The organism is Cribrihabitans pelagius (genome assembly GCF_048820915.1).
Classification (GTDB): domain Bacteria; phylum Pseudomonadota; class Alphaproteobacteria; order Rhodobacterales; family Rhodobacteraceae; genus Cribrihabitans_A; species Cribrihabitans_A pelagius.
This window is the reverse complement of record NZ_JBMERR010000018.1, coordinates 59,732-80,540: the sequence shown is the minus strand read 5'-3', so window position 1 is coordinate 80,540 and position 20,809 is coordinate 59,732. Positions and strand designations below refer to the sequence as shown.

At 66.9% G+C, this 20,809-nt stretch carries 16 protein-coding genes; 9 read left to right on the top strand and 7 right to left on the bottom strand.

What is annotated here, in order from left to right; all coding sequences use genetic code 11:
• Positions 1 to 424: 424 nt before the first annotated feature.
• The gene (gltX, locus tag ACOHX0_RS16050) at positions 425 to 1,750 is read right to left on the bottom strand and encodes a glutamate--tRNA ligase (protein WP_420678118.1); all 1,326 of its coding nucleotides are present in this window, start codon (positions 1,748 to 1,750) and stop codon (positions 425 to 427) included.
• Positions 1,751 to 1,873: 123 nt separating this feature from the next.
• Complete coding sequence (locus tag ACOHX0_RS16045) at positions 1,874 to 2,302, bottom strand: DUF1801 domain-containing protein (RefSeq protein ID WP_420678117.1); 429 nt, start codon at positions 2,300 to 2,302, stop codon at positions 1,874 to 1,876.
• Positions 2,303 to 2,420: 118 nt separating this feature from the next.
• Here ACOHX0_RS16045 and ACOHX0_RS16040 point away from each other — a divergent pair, with 118 nt between their 5' ends.
• Both ACOHX0_RS16040 and ACOHX0_RS16035 read left to right on the top strand, forming a co-directional pair.
• Positions 2,421 to 3,365, top strand: coding sequence for an MBL fold metallo-hydrolase (locus tag ACOHX0_RS16040; RefSeq protein WP_420678115.1), 945 nt, complete (start codon positions 2,421 to 2,423; stop codon positions 3,363 to 3,365).
• A 122-nt stretch (positions 3,366 to 3,487) separates the two neighbouring features.
• A complete protein-coding gene (locus ACOHX0_RS16035) occupies positions 3,488 to 5,110 on the top strand; it encodes a sensor domain-containing diguanylate cyclase (RefSeq protein WP_420678113.1) in 1,623 nt (540 codons plus the stop codon).
• A gap of 15 nt (positions 5,111 to 5,125) precedes the next feature.
• On the opposite strand, the gene ACOHX0_RS16030 is transcribed toward ACOHX0_RS16035, so the two are convergent.
• Positions 5,126 to 6,457 carry an NAD(P)/FAD-dependent oxidoreductase gene (locus ACOHX0_RS16030; protein ID WP_420678112.1) on the bottom strand — a complete coding sequence of 444 codons (1,332 nt, stop codon included), beginning with the start codon at positions 6,455 to 6,457 and terminating at the stop codon, positions 5,126 to 5,128.
• Positions 6,458 to 6,569: 112 nt separating this feature from the next.
• Entirely contained in the window at positions 6,570 to 8,228 is a 1,659-nt protein-coding gene (locus ACOHX0_RS16025; RefSeq protein ID WP_420678110.1) for an NAD+ synthase, read from the bottom strand.
• 169 nt (positions 8,229 to 8,397) lie between these two features.
• On the opposite strand from ACOHX0_RS16025, the gene ACOHX0_RS16020 reads away from it, so the two are divergent.
• From ACOHX0_RS16020 to ACOHX0_RS16010, 3 genes are all read left to right on the top strand, one after another.
• Positions 8,398 to 9,867: an MORN repeat-containing protein gene (locus tag ACOHX0_RS16020; protein ID WP_420678109.1), complete on the top strand. Its 1,470-nt coding sequence runs from the start codon at positions 8,398 to 8,400 to the stop codon at positions 9,865 to 9,867.
• Positions 9,868 to 10,089: 222 nt separating this feature from the next.
• Positions 10,090 to 10,929, top strand: a complete 840-nt coding sequence (locus tag ACOHX0_RS16015; protein ID WP_420678107.1) for a patatin-like phospholipase family protein — start codon at positions 10,090 to 10,092, stop codon at positions 10,927 to 10,929.
• An 85-nt stretch (positions 10,930 to 11,014) separates the two neighbouring features.
• Complete coding sequence (locus tag ACOHX0_RS16010; RefSeq protein WP_420678106.1) at positions 11,015 to 11,575, top strand: putative glycolipid-binding domain-containing protein; 561 nt, start codon at positions 11,015 to 11,017, stop codon at positions 11,573 to 11,575.
• Between the two features lie 375 nt (positions 11,576 to 11,950).
• On the opposite strand, the gene ACOHX0_RS16005 is transcribed toward ACOHX0_RS16010, so the two are convergent.
• Both ACOHX0_RS16005 and ACOHX0_RS16000 read right to left on the bottom strand, forming a co-directional pair.
• On the bottom strand, positions 11,951 to 13,489 hold the full coding sequence (locus ACOHX0_RS16005; protein ID WP_420678104.1) for an alanine/glycine:cation symporter family protein: 1,539 nt from the start codon (positions 13,487 to 13,489) through the stop codon (positions 11,951 to 11,953).
• A 23-nt stretch (positions 13,490 to 13,512) separates the two neighbouring features.
• On the bottom strand, positions 13,513 to 13,950 hold the full coding sequence (locus tag ACOHX0_RS16000; RefSeq protein WP_420678102.1) for a universal stress protein: 438 nt from the start codon (positions 13,948 to 13,950) through the stop codon (positions 13,513 to 13,515).
• 549 nt (positions 13,951 to 14,499) lie between these two features.
• Between ACOHX0_RS16000 and ACOHX0_RS15995 the strand changes: the two genes are divergently transcribed.
• Complete coding sequence (locus tag ACOHX0_RS15995) at positions 14,500 to 16,086, top strand: 2-isopropylmalate synthase (RefSeq protein WP_420678100.1); 1,587 nt, start codon at positions 14,500 to 14,502, stop codon at positions 16,084 to 16,086.
• Positions 16,087 to 16,104: 18 nt separating this feature from the next.
• A complete protein-coding gene (locus tag ACOHX0_RS15990; RefSeq protein WP_420678099.1) occupies positions 16,105 to 17,676 on the top strand; it encodes a tetratricopeptide repeat-containing sulfotransferase family protein in 1,572 nt (523 codons plus the stop codon).
• A gap of 63 nt (positions 17,677 to 17,739) precedes the next feature.
• Here ACOHX0_RS15990 and ACOHX0_RS15985 read toward each other — a convergent pair whose 3' ends face one another.
• Positions 17,740 to 18,525: a 23S rRNA (adenine(2030)-N(6))-methyltransferase RlmJ gene (locus tag ACOHX0_RS15985; RefSeq protein ID WP_420678098.1), complete on the bottom strand. Its 786-nt coding sequence runs from the start codon at positions 18,523 to 18,525 to the stop codon at positions 17,740 to 17,742.
• A 121-nt stretch (positions 18,526 to 18,646) separates the two neighbouring features.
• On the opposite strand from ACOHX0_RS15985, the gene ACOHX0_RS15980 reads away from it, so the two are divergent.
• On the top strand, positions 18,647 to 19,456 hold the full coding sequence (locus ACOHX0_RS15980; protein ID WP_420678097.1) for a hypothetical protein: 810 nt from the start codon (positions 18,647 to 18,649) through the stop codon (positions 19,454 to 19,456).
• Positions 19,457 to 19,755: 299 nt separating this feature from the next.
• Entirely contained in the window at positions 19,756 to 20,802 is a 1,047-nt protein-coding gene (locus tag ACOHX0_RS15975) for a rod shape-determining protein (RefSeq protein ID WP_420665828.1), read from the top strand.
• The last annotated feature ends 7 nt before the right edge of the window (positions 20,803 to 20,809 follow it).

The following is a 20,809-nucleotide window of genomic DNA, read 5'->3' as shown; positions in this document are numbered from 1 at the left end:
CCTGACGGATGGAAAGGCACGAGGGAACCCCCACGCGTTTCACATGCTGCCTAGCCGGGCTCCGTCCCGTTTCCGCGCCGCAAACGGAGCGGGCTTCAAGAAGCAGAGAAAAGCCACGCCCCGCTGACGCGCGCGGGGGCGATGTAACCGGTCATGGCTGGCAGCACTTCCCGGCCAAACCCGTGCTCGCCCTCGACGGAGCCACAGCCTCGGCCAAGCCGCCGCCGCGAGGCGGCGCGCCGGCGATGTGCGGCGGCCTGGCGGCCTTGTCCGGTACCGGGGAGGGCAATACCGGGCACACAGCAGTGATTGCCAGTCTGCGCGGGTCGATCATCCGGCCGCGCGGCAAACTGCAAAGGGCGGCGCCAGCGGCACCGCCCTTTGCTCAATCCTGCTATAACAGAGCCGCTACTTGCAGCCGGCTTCAGCCGCGGGCCCGGACCTTTTCCATCAGTGCCAGCAGCGCGGACATGTCGGGGCCGCGCTCCATGCCGGTGACGGCCTTCCTGAGCGGCATGAACAGGCCCTTGCCCTTGCGGCCCGTCGCTTCCTTCACCGCGGCGGTCCATTTGCCCCAGCTTTCGCTGTCGTAAGGACCCTCGGGCAGCAGCCCCATCGCCTCGGCGATGAAGTCCTTATCTTCATTCGCCACCAGCGGCTCGGCGCCATCTCGGCACAGCTTCCACCAGCCCGCGAGGTCCTTCAGTGTGGTGATGTTCTCCTTGGCCATGTCCCAGAACGCCGCCTGTTTTTCCGCCGGCACCCCCAGCGCGTCCACATGGGACTGCACCGCAGAAAGCGGCAGCGCCTGCAGGTGGCGGGCGGTCAGCGGGAACAGGTCCTGAACGTCAAACTTGGTCGGCGCGGCGCCAAAGCGGTTGATGTCGAAGCCCTCGATCAGCTCGGACATGTCAGAGCGCAGCTCCACCGGGTCGGAAGACCCAAGCCGCGCCATCAAGGACAGGAGCGCCATCGGCTGCACACCCTGTTCGCGCAGATCGCGCAGCGCCAGAGTGCCGAGCCGCTTCGACAGCGCCTCGCCCTGCGGGCCGGTCAGCAGCGAATGGTGCGCAAAGGAGGGCACGGTGCCGCCCAGCGCCTCGATGATCTGGATCTGGGTGGCGGTGTTGGTCACGTGGTCGGAACCGCGCACCACATCGGTCACGCCCATTTCGGTGTCATCCACCACCGAGGCCAGCGTGTAGAGGAACTGCCCGTCGCCGCGGATCAGCACCGGGTCGGAGACCGAGGCCGCATCGATGGAGATATCGCCCAGAATGCCATCGGCCCATTCGATGCGCTGATGGTCCAGCTTGAAGCGCCAGACGCCATCGCCGCGCTCGGCGCGCAGCTTGGCCTTTTCGTCGTCGGAGAGCGCAAGTGCGGCGCGGTCATAGACCGGCGGCTTGCCCATGTTGAGCTGCTTCTTGCGCTTGAGGTCCAGCTCGGTCGGGGTCTCAAACGCCTCGTAGAAGCGGCCGATCTCCCGCAGCTTGTCCGCCGCGGCGTGGTAGCGGTCCAGCCGCTCGGACTGGCGCTCCACCTTGTCCCATGTCAGGCCCAGCCATTCCAGGTCCTGCTTGATGGCATCGACATACTCTTCCTTGGACCGCTCCGGGTCGGTGTCGTCGATGCGCAGGATGAAGGTGCCGCCCGCCTTGCGGGCGATCAGGTAGTTCATCAGCGCGGTGCGCAGGTTGCCGACGTGGATATAGCCGGTCGGCGAAGGGGCAAAACGGGTGGTGGTCATCACATGTCTCCTGTTGCCGACGGCTTGTCACATGGGCGGGGCTTTGTCCAGTTTCGCCCCCGCGAACGCGCCTTTGGCGCGAGCCTCCGGCGGGAGTATTTTCCGCAAAGGTGAAGGGGCAAGTCAGGCCGGGTGCACCGGCCAGATCGCATCAAGATCCCTGAGACCCGACGCGATCAGCTCTGCCAGCACGTCAGTGTCGATATCGGCGAGCTTGTTCACATAGAGGCAGCTTCTGCCCAGCTTGTGCCTGCCGAGCCGCGCAAGAATGGCGCCATAGTCCTGATAGCCCGGCATGATGTAGATCGAGAAATTTGCCTTGCGCGGGGCAAAGCCGGTGGCCAGGAAATCGCCCTCGCGTCCGGTCTTGTAGCGGTAGTGGTAGCGCCCGTAGCCGACGATGGCGCTCCCCCACATCTGCGGAGCAATGCCCGTCGCCCGGCGGAACAGCGCGTCGAGCTCCTGCGCCTCCGCCGCCTTGCGGGGCGGCTCGACAGTGGCGAGAAAGTCTTCGACGCTGGCGCCCGTGGGCACCGTCTTGTTGCTGCTCATGTCCTGCCTCCCGATACGGTGGGGTGGGACCAGGGTAGCAGCCTCACGGGAATGTTAACAGCCGCCGCGCTGGCCCGGCCTAGTCTTCCCGGGGTCATCCGATAGCGAGGTTTTGCTCATGAGTGCCCCCCTCTCCCGCCGCGCCGCCCTGGCCGCCGCGGCCGCCCTGCCCGCCGCGGCCCTGCCCCTGACCGTTCCCGCAGCCCGGGCACAAGAGGCCGCTGCCGCGACCGGCCCCGCCGCGCCGCTGCGCCGCTTCCGGCTCGGCGATCTCACAGTCACCACGCTTTTGGACGGCAGCCTGCCGCGCGAGGGCGCCAAGGAAATTTTCGGCGGCGGTGCCACGGACGAGGCCTTTGCCGAAGTCTCCCGGGAGAACTTCATATCCCCCGACACCGCGCAGTTCTTCTTCACACCGACGCTGGTGGAGACCGGCGATGCCAGGATCCTGTTCGACACCGGGCTGGGCCAGGGCGGGTTGCAGGCGGCGCTCTCGGCAGCCGGGGTTGCGCCCGGGGACATCACGACCGTGGTCATCACCCACATGCATCCCGATCATATCGGCGGGCTGATGCAGGACGGCGCCCCCGTCTTTGCCAATGCTGCCTATGTGACCGGCCAGGCCGAATATGACTACTGGGCCGGGGTGGAGCCGGGCCACCGGGTGGGGGACCTATTTGCCAAGAACATGAAACCGCTGGCCGAGAAGACCAGCTTCCTCGATGATGGCGGCAGCGTGGCGCCGGGCATCACCGCGATGGCCTCCTTCGGCCACACGCCGGGCCACATGGGCTATCTTCTGGACAGCGGCGGCCAGCAGCTGCTCCTCACCGCGGATCTGGCCAACCACTACGTTTGGAGCTTCGCACACCCGGAGTGGGAGGTGCAATTCGACATGGACAAAGCCGCCGCCACCGTGTCCCGCCGCCGGGTGCTTGGAATGCTCGCCGCCGAGCGGATGCCGATGATCGGCTACCACATGCCCTTCCCCGCCGCAGGTTTTGTCGAGGCGCGCGGCGAGGGTTTCCGCTTTGTGCCTGTCGGCTACCAAATGATGGGCTAGGCCTTCGCGTTTTGAGCAAAATGCGCGGCATTTTGCAGTGACCGCACCTGCCTGTGTTCAGGAAGGGCTTACCTCCGTTATGCCAGCGTGAAACCTTGATGCAAGTAAGTGTGGGCACCGTCATGAATGATTTTTCTGCCTCCGGCAGCTGGCCCCTGCCGGAAGGCAGCGGGCCGGCAGGCCCCGATGCGGCGGCAGAACCCTCTTCAGCCCCGGGGTCAGTCCCCGGAGGTGCGGCCGCCCGCGCAAAGGACGCGTCTGCGGAGGACCCTGCCGCGAAGGGCAAGCGACTGCCGCCGCCCGAAGAGGCACGGCTGCGCGACATCCTGGACAAGCTGGAGCAGGGCATTATCGTCTGGAATGCAAAGGGCTGCTGCGAGATGTTCAATGCCCGCCTGCTCACCGTGCTGGAACTGCAGCCGGGGGACATCTACACCGGGCTGCCGCGCGCCGATTTCTTCAGTGCGGCGGTGGCGCGCGGCGATGTTACCGGGGCCAGCGCCGCCCAAGGACAAGCAGATTACGCCTCGAACAAGACCGCCTTCACCGCGCATCGCTACATGCCGTCGGGCCGCATCCTGGCAATCGAGTCACGGCGGCTGGCGGGCGGTGGCCATGTCACCAGCTACCGCGACGTGAGCCAGGCGCAGCGCGACGCCCGCGAGCTGACCGAGGCCAAGCAGAAGGCCGAGGAAGCCGAACTCACCGCGCTCAAGAGCCTCGCGGCGGAACAGGCCTGGCGCAAGGAGGCGCGGCTGCTGTCGGAGCTCGACGAATGGCTGCAATGCTGCAAGTCGCTGGAGGAACTCTACCAGATCGTCGCCGCCTTCATGCAGCAGATCCTGCCGGGCTCGCAGGGCGAGCTCTATATCTACTCGAACTCCCGCGATGTGCTGGACGGGGTCTGCAGCTGGTCGTCGCGCGCATTGCGGGACCACATCTTACCGGATTCTTGCTGGTCGCTCAGGCGCGGGCGGCAGTACCGTTACCGGATGGATGCGATCTCCTTTGCCTGCGCCCATGTCGGCCAAACGGGCAGCAGCGCACCGGAGAGCGAATATGTCTGCGTGCCGATCGTCGCGCATGGCAACACCGTGGGGCTGATGCATGTGAAGTTCGCGCCCGACACCAACCCCGAACGCAGCGCCGCGGCGCACCGGCTGGCAATGCAGTGCAGCGAGCATATCTCGCTGGCGGTGGCCAACGTGAAGCTGCGCGATGAACTGCACCATCAGTCCACCCGCGACCCGCTGACCGGGCTTTTCAACCGCCGCCATTTCCTGAACGCGATCCGCAGCGAGCTGACGCTGACCGGGCGGCGCATGGGCCAGGCGGCGCTGCTCAGCTTCGATGCGGACCGGTTCAAGGACTTCAACGACAGCCACGGCCATGACGCGGGCGATGTGGTGCTGCGCGGCATCGGCGACCTTCTTGGCGAACTGTTCCGGCACGGCGAGATCTGCTGCCGTTTCGGCGGCGAGGAGTTCGCCGTCTTTCTGCCCGACACCGACAACGAGCAGGCCCTGCACGCCGCCGAAGAGCTGCGCGCGGCGGTGAGCGGGCTGAAGCTGCGCTATGGCGCGGAGACGCTGCCGCGGGTCACGGTGTCGGTGGGCGTCGCGGGCTATCCCGAGGACGCAAACCTGCCGCAGGACCTGCTGACCGCGGCGGACCGGGCGCTTTACGCCGCCAAGGACGCGGGCCGGAACTGCGTGCGCGACGCGGCGGAGGGCGGCAGCGAGTAGCCCCGCAGCATCCGCTCAGTACCCGCTCTGCGGCCGCGGACGGCTGCCATCGCTGAAACGCGACAGGCGGAAGTCCTGCGGCGCCACAATGGGCGCATCCCCCGTCACCAGATCCGCCGCCAGCCGCCCAGCCGCCGGGCCGATGCCAAAGCCATGGCCGCTGAAGCCGGTGGCGATGAACAGCCCCGGCACGTCATCGGCCGGGGAAATCACCGGGAGGCCGTCCGGGGTGACGTCGATCATCCCGCCCCAGCTTTGCACTACATCGGCGCGCTCCAAGACCGGAAATGCCTTCTGCGCGGCCGCCCAGCCGCTCCGCAGCGCCTTCTGCGAGGGCGCCGGGTCCAGCACCGGGCACTCTTCGAAGGGCGTGGTCTGATGCGGCTGCCAGCGCCGCGCCTGTGCCGCCTCCTCGCGCCAGCGGCCCGTCAGGCGGAACTGCAGCGCCCGCCACTCGTGCCGCAGGCTCGGCAGGAACTGCCAGCCGAGGCGGAAGCTGTCGGGCACGATATCGACCATGTTCTCCAGCGCGTGGGAGACGGTGTAGCCGCCATCGGCCCGCCTGCGCAGGCCAAGCGCCCCGGTGCGCAGCGCCACCTCCGGCCCGCCCTGCACCGGCGAGGTGCGCAAGACCGAGTTCAGCAGCTTCAGCTGCGGCAGCGCGATGCCTGCATTGCCGAGGAACAGCCGCGACCAGGCGCCGCCTGCCACCACCACGGCCGAGCAGGCCACCCGTCCGCGCTCGGTCATCACGCCGCTGATCCGGCCCGCCGACGTCTCCACGCTGCGCACCGCGCATTCGGTCATCACCTTGGCGCCTGCGGCGCGGGCCGCATTGGCGATGGCATGTGTGGCCAGCTGCGGCTCGGCGCGCCCGTCCATCGGTGTATGAAGCGCCGCGGTTGTGCGGGTCCGGTGGCCCGGCAGAAGCGCCTCCAGCGCCTCGCCCCGCAACATCTGCGCGCCGAGGCCCAGGCCGTCGAGGTTCCCGAGCCAGCGCGCAAGCTCGGCCTCCCGCCGGGATGTTTCCGCCGCGTAGAGGATGCCCGACCGGGTGAACCCGGTGGCATGCCCGGTGCGCGCGTCCAAGCCCTCCCACAGGTCCAGCGCCGCGGCCATCAGCGGGATCTCCCGCGGGTCGCGGCAGGCGATCCGCACCCAGCCCCAATTGCGCGAGCTCTGCTCGCCCGCGATCTGGCCCTTCTCGCACAGAAGCACGGAATGGCCACGTTCCGCGAGCTCCAGCGCGGTGGCCGCGCCGATGATTCCGCCGCCGATTACCACGGCATCGACGGCCTTGGGCAAGGCCAGATCGGATTGGAAATGCGGCAGTTTCGGTCCCGGCATGACAGCCTCTATGCCCGCGCGGCGGCAGGCGGTCCAGCGCACATGCGGCACATGCTGCGGCACAAACGGAGAGTGTGGATTTGCCGCCGCAACAGCGGCGCCGGCGTGCGCCTCAGGTCGGGTCGCGCCAGCGGTTGACGATCGGGTAGCGGCGGTCGAGCCAGAACGCCCGCGGTGTCAGCCGGGCCCCCGGCGCCGACTGGAAGCGCTTGTATTCGCTGATGTAGAGCAGATGCTCGACCCGCTTGGCGGCTTCCCGGTCAAACCCCGCGGCGACGCAATCGGCAATCGAACCCTCGCCATCCACTAGGATCGTCAGGATCGCGTCCAGCTCGGGGTAGTCCGGCAGGCTGTCGCTGTCCTTCTGATCCTCGCGCAGCTCCGCGCTTGGCGGCTTGTCGATCACGTTGGGGCGGATCACCTCGCCCGCCGGGCCCTTCATCCAGGGGCGGTGGTTGGCGTTGCGCCAGCGGCAGGTCTCGAACACCCGGGTCTTGTAGAGATCCTTGAGCGGATTGTAGCCACCGTTCATGTCGCCATAGATGGTGGCATAGCCGACCGCGACCTCGGACTTGTTGCCGGTGGTGAGCAGCATCTCGCCGAACTTGTTCGACATCGCCATCAGCAGCAGCCCGCGCAGGCGGGACTGGATGTTTTCCTCGGTGATATCCGCATCGCGGCCCTGAAACAGCGGCGCGAGCGTATTGGTGATTGCGGCGCGGCCTTCGCTGATCGGCACGTAGTCGTAATGCACGCCGAGTGCCTTGGCGACGGCCTCGGCATCGTCAAGCGACTCCTGGCTGGTGTATTCCGAAGGCAGCATCACGCAGCGGACGTTTTCCGCCCCCAGCGCATCGACGGCAATTGCCGCAACGATCGCCGAGTCGACACCGCCCGACAGACCCAGCAGAGCCTTCTTGAAGCCTGTCTTGCCTATATAATCGCGCAAGGACTCCACCATCACACGGTAGTCCTGCTCCCACTCGTCCGGCATATGCGCCTTATCGCCCTCGGCCACGCGCCAGCCCTCATCGGTGCGGTTGAGATCCACATGGCTGATGCATTCGTCGAACACCGGCATCTGCACCGCCAGCGCGCCGCCGGGGTTCAGCACAAAGGAGCCGCCGTCGAACACCTGATCATCCTGCCCGCCCGCCATGTTGAGGTAGATCAGCGGCAGGTGCGTCTCAACCGAGCGCGCCACCATGTGGTTGAAGCGCACCTCCATCTTGTTGCGGAAGTAGGGCGAGCCATTGGGCACCAGCAGGAACTCGGCGCCGGTTTCGGCCAGGGTTTCGGCCACATCCTCGTGCCAGCTGTCCTCGCAGATCGGCGAGCCGATGCGCACGCCCTCCACCGCGAAAGGCCCGCCCAGGGGGCCGGAGGCAAACAGGCGCACCTCGTCAAACACGGTCTCGTTCGGCAGATGATGCTTGAGGCTGCGGGCGGCGATCTTGCCGCCTTTCAGGATCAGATAGGCGTTGTAGAGCCGGCCGCCCTCCACCCAAGGCCCGCCGATTGCCAGCGCCGGCCCGTCGGCGCAGTCCGCGGCCAGCTTCTGCACCTCGGCAATGGCCGACTGGTGGAACACCGGCTTCATCACCAGGTCCTGCGTGTTGTAGCCGGTGATGAACATCTCCGGCAACGCCACCAGGCCCGCACCCGCGGCGCGCGCCTCTTCCCAGGCGGCCCGGGCCTTGGCGGCGTTGCCCGCCAGATCGCCCACGGTCGGATTGAGCTGGGCGAGGGTCACCCGGAAATGATCTGCCATCTTGCGTTGGGCCTTCTGCAATTCGCTCCTACAGCCATTTACCAGATTGGCCGGCAAGGAAAAGACCACCGGGGCAAAAGACATTGCGGCGCCGGCCAGCGTGGCATAGTTTCCCCAGAAGCACCCGTATAGGCAGCCGCACCATTCCCCCCGGCAGGCAGAGGCTTTGATGACCCGTTTTGGCACCGCATTGGCATTCACTTCCCTCCTGGCGCTGGCCGCTCCGGCGCTGGCGCAGGCGCAAGCACAGGACGGCAAGGTGATCACCACCCAGGACGAGATCGGCGGCGTCTACGAAGGCACCTTCAAGGGCGGGCTGCAGCATGGCACCGGCACCTACACGCTGCCCAGCGGCTATGAATACACCGGCGACTGGGTCGAGGGCGAGATCCGCGGCCGCGGCGTTGCGCGCTTTCCCGACGGCTCGGTCTACGAAGGCGAGTTTGCCCGCGGCAAGCCGGAAGGCATGGGGCGGATCACCTTTGCCGACGGCGGCACCTACGAGGGCACGTGGAAAGACGGCGAGATCCACGGCGAAGGCGTCGCGGTCTATGCCAACGGCGTGCGTTATGAGGGCGGCTTTGCCGAGGGCGAACATCACGGCCAGGGCGTGATGGAGAACCCCAACGGCTATGTCTACGACGGCGCCTGGGTGAACGGCCGCAAGCAGGGCGAGGCCAGCATCACCTACCCCGACGGCTCCACCTACGAGGGCAGCGTCGCGGACGGCCAGCTCGAAGGCCAGGGCAAGCTGGTGATGCCGGACGGGCTGGTCTACGAGGGCGAATGGGGCGCCAACCAGATGCATGGCACCGGCAAGCTGGTGCAGCCCAACGGCGACATCTACGAAGGCACCCTGGCCGAGGGCCGCCGCGAGGGCGCAGGCAAGCAGACCCACGCCAATGGCGACGTCTACGAGGGCGCATTCGAGGACGACCTGCGCCACGGCACCGGCACCTTCACCAAGACCGACGGCTACAGCTACACCGGCGAATGGGCGGCCGGGCAGATCGAGGGTGAGGGCAAGGCCACCTACCCCGACGGCTCGGTCTACGAAGGCGCCTTCCGCGACGACCTCGCCGAGGGCGAGGGCAAGATCACCTATCCCGACGGCTCTACCTATGAAGGCAGCTGGGTGGCCGGGGTGATCGAGGGCGAAGGCACCGCCACCTACCCCAACGGCGTGGTCTACACCGGCGCGTTCAAGAACGCCCGCAACCACGGCCAGGGCGTAATGACCTATACCGACGGCTACCGCTACGAGGGCGGCTGGCTGGACGGCCAGCGCCACGGAGAGGCCAAGGTCACCTATTCCGACGGCTCGGTCTATACCGGCAGCTTTGCCAACAGCCAGCGCCACGGCCAGGGCCGGATCGAGATGCCCGACGGTTTCGTCTATGAAGGCGAATGGCAGGAAGGCAAGATCAGCGGCAACGGCGTGGCCACCTATGCCAATGGCGATGTCTACGAGGGCCAGTTCGTAAACGGCAAGCGCCAGGGTCCGGGCACGATGAAATACGCCACCGGCCAGAAAACCGAAGGCACCTGGGAGAACGGTGCCCTGGTCCGCGAAGGCGCCGCCGCCTCCGAAAGCGGCGCGGCAGAGACGGCAGAAACCGGGCAGCCCGGCAGCGACTGAGCCCCCCGCCTGAACAACCATCCTCGCCCGGCGCACGGGGCGGGCTCCCGCGCCCGCCGGACCCGCTGGCTTGCGCCAGCGCATCCGGACCGGCCTTGGGCCGGGCGCCGCGCGTGCGCGGCGCCCGGCTGTTTGCGGCCTGGGCTCCGCAGACCACGTCCGGCGCGCCCGGCTGCACAAGGGTGCTGGCACGCGCCGCCCCGGCGCTCTAGACTCCGCGCCATGGCGCATTTCGAACAACTGGTACTTTCCGGCGGCGGCTGCCGCTGTTTTTGGCAGGGCGGTTTCCTGGATGTTGTGCGGGACCGGTTGCCGCTGGCCCCGGCCCGCGTTGCTGGCGTTTCCGGCGGGGCGCTGACGCTTGCGGGGTTTCTCGCCCAGCGCGGACCGCGGGTGCTGGAGGAGATGAAGACCGCATTCCGCCGGACGGACAGCAACATCGACTGGCACACGCGCGGCGAGGGCGGCCTCACCCCGCACCAGCGCGTTTACGGCGAGGTGGTGGCCCGGGCGCTCGACGGGGACGCCATGCAGAAAGTCGCCCGCGGGCCGCAGGCGCAGATCTTGCTGGGGCATCCGCCTTCGCACCGCTGGGCACGGCTGAGCGGCACTTTCGCGACGCTGGCCTATGAGGCGGAGCTTCACCTGGTCGGTTCGCCGCATTTCAACTGGGCGGAGCGGCTGGGCGTGTCCTCCAGCCTGGTTGACGCGCGGGAGGCCGCGCAGAAGGGCACGCTCGCGGATCTCGTCTGCCACGCCGCCACCATCCCGCCGGTCTTCACCCCGCCGCGCTGGCAGGGCCGCGCGGTGATCGATGGCGGCATGGCGGATCAGGCGCCGATGCCGGAGCCGGACCGCGGCCCAACCCTGGTGGTGCTCACCCGCATCTACAAGCGCCTGCCGCAGGTCGAGGGGCGGCTCTACGTCTGGCCCGAGGACGATGTGCCCGCCGACAAGATCGATTTCACCGACCCAGGAAAGGTCCAGGCCACCTGGGATGCCGGGCGCAAGGCGGGCGAGGCCTTCCTGCGCCGCGGCGGCATCCGGGAGCGATCCGCCTAACCGGCTGTTTCCCAGTGGAATACCGCTTTACCGATGCCCTTGCCGAGAATAGTGTTCGCACAATGTTCTCAAGGGGAGGCGAAACATGCAAAGGGTGGCGCGCTGGTGTGACTGGCAGCGGCAGGGGCTGGAGCACTGTGTGCTCACCGAAACCGCCGACGGGCTGAGGCTGGAGGGCGTGGCGGCCGGATCTGATCCGGTGGCCTTCGGCGCGCATTACCGGGTGGGCACGGACGCGCAGTTCCACACGCGGGAGGTGCGGCTGAGCTTTGCCGGCGGGCACAGTCTGCATCTCGCCTCGGACGGCCGGGGCCAGTGGCGGGATGTGGCCCGCGGCACCGCCCTGCCCGCTCTGGAGGGCTGCCTCGACATCGATATTGGCATCACGCCCGCGACCAATACTTTGCCGATCCGTCGGCTTGGTCTAGCAGAAGGCGCAAGCGCGGAGATCCTCGCGGCCTTTGTGCCGCCGCCCGAGACCGGCGGCGCGGAGATTGCTCTCCGCATGGCACGCCAGCGCTACACCCGCCTGGGCGAAGACCGCTACCGCTACGAGGGGCTGGAGAGCGGCTTCACCGCCGACATAGAAGTAGATGCGGCGGGGCTGGTGCTGGACTACCCGGGGGTCTTCCGGCGGCTGGGTTAAGCTGCGGCCGGCGAAGCAAGGGCAACCTCCGAAGTCCTGCGGCAGTGCCTCCGGCTTCATGGGCTGATCCAGTTCCGCATGTCCCCAGCGCGGGACAAGGCCGTGAGGCCGCCGCGCATCGCCGGCGCGCCCCCACGCGGCGGCGATTTGGCCTTGGCTGGACGTGACCTCGAGAGGGTCTACGGACTTTGCCAGGATAAACTGCCAGTCAAATCCGTTCGGATCGCCCCCGCGCGCGCCGTCAATGCACGGCTTTGCGCCCGGTGCAAACGCGGGTGCCTTCGCCACGGCGAAACAATGCGATGGAAACCACCAAAGAAAAAACCGCCCCGGCGAACCGGGGCGGCCTCGTGTCTTCACCTCAAGCGCCTAGGCTCAGGTGTATTTCTTGATCTCGCCGGTGCGCAGGCGCGACATGTAGCTGTCCAGCTCGCGCTTGACGATCGGCATCAGGAAATAGAGCGCGATGATGTTGACCACCGCCATCGCGAAGATCGCCGCGTCGGAGAAGTCGATCACCGGGCCGAGGTTGGCGGCCGCGCCGATCACCACGAAGATGCAGAAGATCACCTTGAACACCAGCTCCTTGGTCTCGCCTTCGCCGAACAGGAAGGTCCAGGCCTTGAGGCCATAGTAGGACCAGCTGATCATGGTGGAGAAGGCAAACAGGATCACCGCGATCGCCAGCACGTACTGGAACCAGCCGAAGGCGGAGGAGAAGGCAGCCGAGGTCAGCGCCACGCCCTTGTTGCCGTCGATGGTCTGGATCGTGCTCGCGCCCTCGTCCAGCAGGTAGAGGCCGGTGGCCGGATCCTGCACCAGCTGGCCGGTGATGATGATCACCAGCGCGGTCATGGTGCAGATCACCACCGTGTCGATGAAGGGTTCCAGGAGCGACACGAAGCCTTCGGTGATCGGCTCCTTGGTGCGCACGGCAGAGTGGGCGATGGCAGCCGAGCCGACGCCCGCCTCGTTCGAGAACGCCGCCCGCTTGAAGCCTTGAATCAGCGCGCCGACCATGCCGCCGGCCACGCCGAGCCCGGTGAAGGCACCGTCAAAGATCTGGCCGAAGGCCCAGCCGATCTGATCCGCGTTCATCGCCAGGATCACCAGCGCCGCGGTCACATACATCACCCCCATGAAGGGCACGACCTTCTCGGTCACCCGGGCGATGGACTTGAGGCCGCCGACGATAACGGCAAAGACGATGGCCGCAAACACCACGCCGGTGATCCAGCCCGGGTAGTTGCCCACCACACTGGAAATCTGCGCATGCGCCTGGTTGGCCTGGAACATGTTGCCGCCGCCCAGCGCGCCGAGGATGCAGAAGACCGAGAACAGCACCGCGAGGAACTTGCCCATCGGCAGGCCGCGTTCGGCAAAACCCTTGGTCATGTAGTACATCGGGCCGCCGGAGACATGGCCGTCCGGGAACTCGTTGCGGTATTTGACGCCCAGCGTGCACTCGGTGAACTTCGAGGCCATCCCCATCAGGCCGGCCAGGATCATCCAGAATGTCGCCCCCGGCCCGCCGATGCCGACGGCAACCGCGACGCCCGCGATATTGCCAAGGCCGACGGTGCCCGAAAGCGCGGTTGCCAGCGCCTGGAAGTGGCTGACTTCGCCCGCGTCATTGGGGTCGGAATAGTCGCCCTTCACCAGCGCGATCGAATGCGGGAAGGCGCGGAACTGGATCAGACCGAAGTAAAAGGTGAAGACCGTTGCCGCGATTACCAGCCAGCCGACGATCCAGGGGAAGCTGGTGCCGGGGAAGTTGCTGAAGATCAGGCCGACGAACCAGCCGGTGGAATTGGCGAACAGGGTGTTGACCTGCTCGTCGAAGGATTGGGCCATTGCCGGCATGGGTGCCGCCAGCAGTGCCGCCACAGCGGCGGCCGAGATCGGATTTTTCATGACTGTCCCTGTACTGCTGGATTTCATGGAACGATGGTGACCGGCACCGGGGCCGCCTGGGCGAGACTGCCGGCAACCGAGCCGAACAGCCGCGAGGACAGCGCCGAATGGCCGGTGCGGCCGATGATCAGCTGCGATGCACCCGTGTCCGTCAGGATGGCGCAGAGCGTTTCGGCGATATGGCCGTATTTCAGCACCGTGGTGACAGTGATTCCCGATCCCTCCAGGCTCTTGCGCACCGGCGCGAGCAGTGCGTCTTCGGCACGCTTCAGCTCATCCTCTCGGCGTTTGTGCCGGTCCTCGATCTCCTCCGGCGTCAGAAAGGAATACGGCGACCATTCAAGCACATGCGCGATCACCAGCTCGGCGTTCTGCGCCTTGGCAAGGTCCGCGGCGAAGGCCAGCGCCGTCTTGGCGGCACGGCTGTCGTCATATCCCAGGACGATTTTGTTGTGTGACACTCTCTTCCTCCTCTTGGGGGCACCGGCACAGGCGGCCGCGCCCCGATCCGGCCCTTCAAGGCGAAGGCAGAAAATTTTGCAAGCGTCAATTCGCCGCCAGGCCACTCCCTTGACAGAGGCCGCGGCAGACCATGGGTGGCGCTATCTGCGGCTCCTGAAGCCCCTATCCTACCCGGAAAACGGCAAATTGTCTTTATCTCTGCTGCGCTTGCCACCCCGCTGCCCCCGCCGCCCGGCGCCTCCGGATTCAGGGCGGGAAGAAATTTCTTCCCATTCGCTTGCGCCTCTGTATAAATCGCAGCCATGAGCAGACGCGCAGATATCCCCGCCACCCAAGCCGCATTCCGCGGCGCGGCGTTCTGCGCCCTACTGGTCCTAGCCCGCCTCTGAGCGTGCCGGTCTGGCGCGCCCGCTCAGAGGATTGCTGCTCGCGCGCCAACAGGCAAAGACCACCTCCAAGTCCCTGACCCCGCAGATGCAGCCCGCTTGGGCGCAGGCCCGCAGGGTTCAGGACCAGACGGCTCAGGACAGAAACGAAAGATATCAGCCATGACCAAAGCATTCCCCGCCTCCGGCGACCCCGCCCGTGTATTGATCTTCGACACCACCCTGCGCGACGGCGAGCAGAGCCCCGGCGCCACCATGACCCATGAGGAGAAGCTGGAGATTGCCGGCCTTCTGGACGAAATGGGCGTGGACATCATCGAAGCGGGCTTCCCGATCGCCTCCGAAGGCGACTTCCGCGCGGTGTCCGAGATCGCCGAGCGGTCGCAGAACGCGGTGATCTGCGGCCTGGCGCGCGCCAACCTCAAGGACATCGACCGCTGCGCCGAAGCGGTGCGCAAGGCCGCGCGGCCGCGCATCCACACCTTCATCGGCACCTCGCCGCTGCACCGCGCCATCCCGAACCTCACGATGGACGAGATGGCCGACAAGATCCACGAAACTGTGACCCACGCCCGCAACCTGGTCGACGACGTGCAATGGTCGCCGATGGATGCCACGCGGACCGAGTGGGACTACCTCTGCCGGGTGATCGAGATCGCGATCAAGGCGGGCGCCACCACCATCAATATCCCCGATACCGTGGGCTATACCGCGCCGATGGAATCGGCCGACCTCATCAAGCGGCTGATCGCGACGGTTCCGGGCGCCGATGAGGTGGTCTTTGCCACCCATTGCCACAACGACCTCGGCATGGCGACGGCCAACGCGCTGGCGGCTGTCGAAGGCGGCGCGCGGCAGATCGAATGCACCATCAACGGGTTGGGCGAACGCGCGGGCAACACCGCTCTGGAAGAGGTGGTGATGGCGCTGAAGGTCAGGAACGACATCATGCCCTGGTCGACCGGCGTCGACACCACCAAGCTGATGCACATCTCCCGCAGGGTCTCCACCGTGTCGGGCTTCCCGGTGCAGTTCAACAAGGCGATCGTCGGCAAGAACGCCTTTGCGCATGAGTCCGGCATCCACCAGGACGGCATGCTGAAGAACAAGGAGACCTTCGAGATCATGCGCCCCGAGGACGTGGGCCTCTCCGGCACCTCGCTGCCCTTGGGCAAGCACTCGGGCCGCGCGGCGCTGCGCGACAAGCTGGAGCACCTCGGCTACGAGGTGGGCGACAACCAGCTGAAGGACGTCTTTGTCCGCTTCAAGGAGCTCGCCGACCGCAAGAAGGAAGTCTTCGACGACGACATCATCGCGCTGATGCGCTCGGGCGAGGATGCCGAGAACGACCATCTGCAGGTGGTTTCGATGAAGGTGATTTGCGGCACCGGCGGCCCGGCCGAAGCCACCATCGAGATGGAGATCGACGGCAAGGACGTCTCCGCAACCGAGACCGGCGACGGGCCGGTGGATGCCACCTTCAAGGCAATCCGCGCGATCTACCCCAACGCGGCGCACCTGCAGCTCTACCAGGTCCACGCGGTGACCGAGGGCACCGACGCCCAGGCCACGGTTTCGGTGCGCCTGGAGGAAGACGGCATCATCGCCACCGGCCAGTCCGCCAATACCGACACCGTGGTGGCCTCGGCCAAGGCCTATGTGAACGCGCTGAACCGGCTGATCGTGCGCCGCGGCAAGTTCGGTGAGGGCGCGGATGCCAAGGAAGTCTCCTACAAGGACCTCGCCTGACCGTCCGTCACCGTCCGCGTGAAGCGGGCGGTGCCACGCCTGCAAAACCAGCCTGGCGGATCTTCCAGTGCCGTAACACGGTGTAAACCTTGTTGCGGCATAAACTGCAGGGAATCCCGGTTAATCCCTGCAAGACTGGAGGCCCCAGTGAGCCTGCCCGCACAAATTTCTGCCAGCCTCCCCACTCCGGAAGCGCGCGCAAAGCCCATCGAGTTCCTGATGAAGACGGGGCAATACAGCCAAGCCCTGGGCCTCCTGCTCCCCAAGGTGCAGGCGGAACCGCCCGCTCTTGATGTGTTGCATGCGGTTGCGGATTGCTATTGGGGCATGGACATGACGGAGCGGTGCTTCCTCGTTCTTGACGCCGTCGCGGACACCTGGCCGGAACACCTTGAAACCTGGCACAAGATCGGGACGCGCAAGCTGGCCCTGGGCGACAGGGCAGCCGCCTCCGCTGCCTTTCACAAGATGCTGGATCTGGATCCGGTTTCAGCCATGGCGCTTTCGTCCCTGCACCTGGCAGACCCGCTGGCGGCGGACAGTGCGGAGGCTGCTAAACTGCGGCAGCTGGCCGGGTCTCCGTTGCTCAGCGTGGAAGAAACCGCCTGCGTCTGCAATGCCCTCGGACAGATTGAAGGCGCCGCCGGCAACACACGGCAGGCGATGCAGTATTTCCGCAAGTGCAAGGATGCCATTCCCGGCACCTACTCCCCAGCCGAGTTCGATCAAAGGATCGCGGAGCAGCGGGCGGCCTTCCATCCCGGCGCCACGCCAGAAGCCCTCACCGGTGACGGCGCTCCGCGCTTCGCGTTCGTGACAGGCCTGCCGCGCTCGGGCACGACCCTGCTGGACGTCATGCTCAGCCGCCATCCGGACATCGCTTCGATCGGCGAAAGCCCGGGGCTGGCCGACGCCCGTCTGGCCGCGCACAGCCTGATGAAGAAGCAGGCAGCAGATCCCGGATTCTGGCAGTGGTGCCAGGAAGCGCCGGTCGCGCTGCTGAGCGCGGTGCGCAACGCCTTCCTGCAAAACAACGTCCCGGCTGAACCTGCCGGCGCGTCTGTCATCGTCGACAAGATGCCGGCAAACGCGCTGGAAATGGGTTTTGCACGGATGATACTGCCGGAAGCCCGGTTCATTTTCATGATGCGGCACCCATTGGACGTTGGGCTGTCTTTGTTCACCAGGAATTTCGCCAACGGCCAGCTGTTCTCAAAGAGGCTGGAGTGGATCGGCCACATGATCCGCACGGTTTATGCATCGCTTGACGATTTCCAGCCCAAACTGGGCAGCAGGCTGCGGGTGCAATCCTACCGTGCCCTGGTCGAGGCCCCGGAGCCGCAGATGCGCGCGATCCTTGCGCATCTCGAAATGGACTGGAACCCGGCCTGCCTGTCCCCGGAGGCGTCGGATCAGGCGGTGAAAACCGCGTCCGTGATGCAGGTGCGCAAGGGCATCAACCGCAAGGGGCTGGACAAGTGGAAACCCTACGAGGCCGAGCTGGCGCCGCTGATCGCAGCGCTTGGCGGCTGGAAATGGATCCGCGAGTGGGAAGCCCGCGACGCAGCCGCAGCCGCAGCCGACGCATGAACCCGGCCTGCTGAGCCCCCCGGGAACCGGCACCGGGTGACACCAGACGGCACGGGGCGGCGGTCACCCCGACCGGAACAGCCGGCTGATCCGCGCCGCTTCTTCCTCTGCGCCAAAGGGCGCGTTCACCACGAACATGCCCGAGCCCGCCATCCGGTGGCCTTCGCGCACCGGCGGGAAGCGCACCTCGTGGCGCAGGGCGCCGGGCAGGTCCTGCGCGTCCAGTGCGGCCAGCATGTCCTTGTGCGCCCCATCGGTCAGGATCGGATACCACAGCGCGATCACGCCCACATTCCACTTGCGGTGCAGCTTGCCGATGATCCCCGGGATGCGCGTGTAATCCGCCTTCACCTCGTAGCTCGGGTCGATCAGGCAAAGCCCCCGGCGCGGCGTGGGCGGCGCCAGTGACAGCGCCAGCTCGAAACCGTCCTGCTTGTGCACCTTCGCCTTGTAAGGCGTGAGCGCCTCGGCCAGCGCGTTGTGCTCCTGCGGGTGCAACTCGGCAAAATGCAACGCATCGCCCGGGCGCAGCAATTCGGCCGCGATCAGCGGCGAGCCGGGATAGGCCGCGGCTCCGTGACGGGCGCGGACGGCCGAGATCGCGCGGTGCAGCGGGTGCGCGGCGTCCAGCGCCTGCGCCTGCAGGAGGCGGGTGATGCCCGCCTCCGCCTCGCCGGTCTTCACCGCTTCGGGCGCGTCAAGATGGTAGAGCCCGCGGCCCGCGTGCGTCTCGATATAGCTGAGCGGTTTGTCCTTGCGGGTCAGGTAGCCCAGCATCCATGCCAGCAGCGCGTGCTTCTGCACATCGGCCAGGTTCCCGGCGTGGTAGATATGTTGATAGGACAGCATGGCCCCTCCCCTAGCCGTATTCGCGGCCCGGCGGAAGAGGGTGCTGCACCGCGGTAAACGGAATCGCAACCCCCTCGTGCCAGTCTGCCCGCACCCTCCCGCCGGCAGAAAGCAGGTCCCGATGCCCCTCAGAACGAGCTCCCGTGCCTTCCCCCCGTTTGCCCTCTGCCTGGCGCTGCTGTTGCTGGCCGCGCCAGGCCCGGGCCGGGCCGGCGCCTATTCGCTGGTTGGAAACGGGTTCTTCCTGCATCAGGCCTCGACACCGAATCCGGATGCCCCTGCGGACGGCCCCCAGACGCCTGGCGCACTGCCCCAGCCCAACACCAGCCTGTTGCCTGACAGGCTGCCCGGTGCCGGCGCGGGCCGCGGAGCGGTGGCCCTGCGCCCCGGTGCAAGCAGCCTCTTCCGGGGGCGCAGCGGCAGCGGCTTGTTTGCCCGAGCCCCCGCCGCACCGCCGGACGCTCAGCAGTTGATGTCGCTGATCGCCAGCGCCGAGGCGGGCGGCGCGGGCTATGACGCGGTTCAGTACGGCGCCGCCCGCCGCCCTGCCAGGAAACCCACCAGCATGACCATCGGCGAAATCTACGCCTGGATCGACGCCACTCCCGGACAGCCGCACGCCATCGGCCGCTATCAGCTGATCCCGGCAACGCTGCGCCGCCTGGTGCGCCACCAGAGCGTCAGCCGCCAGGCCCGCTTCTCGCCCCAGTTGCAGGACCAGCTGGCGCACCAGCTTCTGGAGGAAGCGGGCTACAGCGATTTCCTGCAAGGAGATATGGGCCGCAAGACCTTCATGCATAACCTGGCCAAAATCTGGGCGGGCCTGCCGACAGCAAACGGCAAATCCTACTACCACGGGTATGCCGGCAACCGCGCCACCTTGACCTGGACCCGTTTCGACGCGGAGATGAAGCGGATTTTTTCGGGCTGACCAGGCGCTTGCCCCCCATGCCCAGCCATGGGCCGGGCGGAGCCTCGGAAACAAGCGGCCAGCGCAGGCGCAGTACACGCCGCCCCCCTGCGCCGTCCGGCCGCCCGGAACCCTGCCCGCCTGCGCGGCCGCACCCGGCTGGCATCTACCAATCACCAGCGCGGCGCTTGGCGGAAAGGCGCTGTTTCACCATAATACGCCCTTTCGCGGTCCTTCCGGGGCGCATATAAGGTTGGGGACTCCAGCGCAGGCGGAGTCGGTACGGTAAAAAACGGCAGCACTTACAGGATCCCGGCTTAATGGCGCTATTCGGAAATTTAGGCGGTCTGTTCACTTCGGACATGGCCATCGACCTCGGCACGGCAAACACGCTGGTCTATGTGAAGGGCCGCGGTGTGATCCTGTCCGAGCCTTCCGTAGTTGCCTATCACGTCAAGGACGGCGTCAAGAAGGTGCTGGCCGTGGGTGAGGATGCCAAGCTGATGCTGGGCCGCACCCCCGGCTCGATCGAGGCGATCCGGCCGATGCGCGAAGGCGTGATTGCCGACTTCGACACCGCCGAGGAGATGATCAAGCACTTCATCCGCAAGGTGCACAAGCGCTCGACCTTCTCCAAACCCAAGATCATCGTCTGCGTGCCGCATGGCGCCACCCCGGTCGAAAAGCGCGCGATCCGCCAGTCGGTGCTGTCGGCAGGCGCGCGCCGCGCGGGCCTGATTGCCGAGCCGATTGCCGCCGCCATCGGCGCGGGCATGCCGATCACCGATCCGACCGGCAACATGGTTGTCGACATTGGCGGCGGCACCACCGAGGTGGCGGTGCTGTCGCTGGGCGATATCGTCTATGCGCGCTCGGTCCGCGTCGGCGGCGACCGCATGGACGAGGCGATCATCTCCTACCTGCGGCGCCAGCAGAACCTCTTGGTGGGCGAGGCCACGGCTGAGCGTATCAAGACCTCGATCGGCACCGCCCGGATGCCCGACGACGGCCGCGGCCAGTCGATGCAGATCCGCGGCCGCGACCTGCTGAATGGCGTGCCGAAGGAGATCGAGATTTCCCAGGCCCAGGTTGCCGAAGCCCTGGCCGAGCCGGTGCAGCAGATCTGCGAGGCGGTGATGACCGCGCTGGAGACCACGCCGCCGGATCTGGCCGCCGACATCGTCGACCGCGGCGTGATGCTGACCGGCGGCGGCGCGCTTTTGGGCGATCTCGACCTCGCCTTGCGGGAGCAGACCGGGCTGGCGGTCTCCATCGCCGACGAAAGCCTCAACTGCGTGGCGCTTGGCACCGGCAAGGCGCTGGAATACGAAAAGCAGCTGGCCCACGCGATCGACTACGACAGCTAAGGCCAAA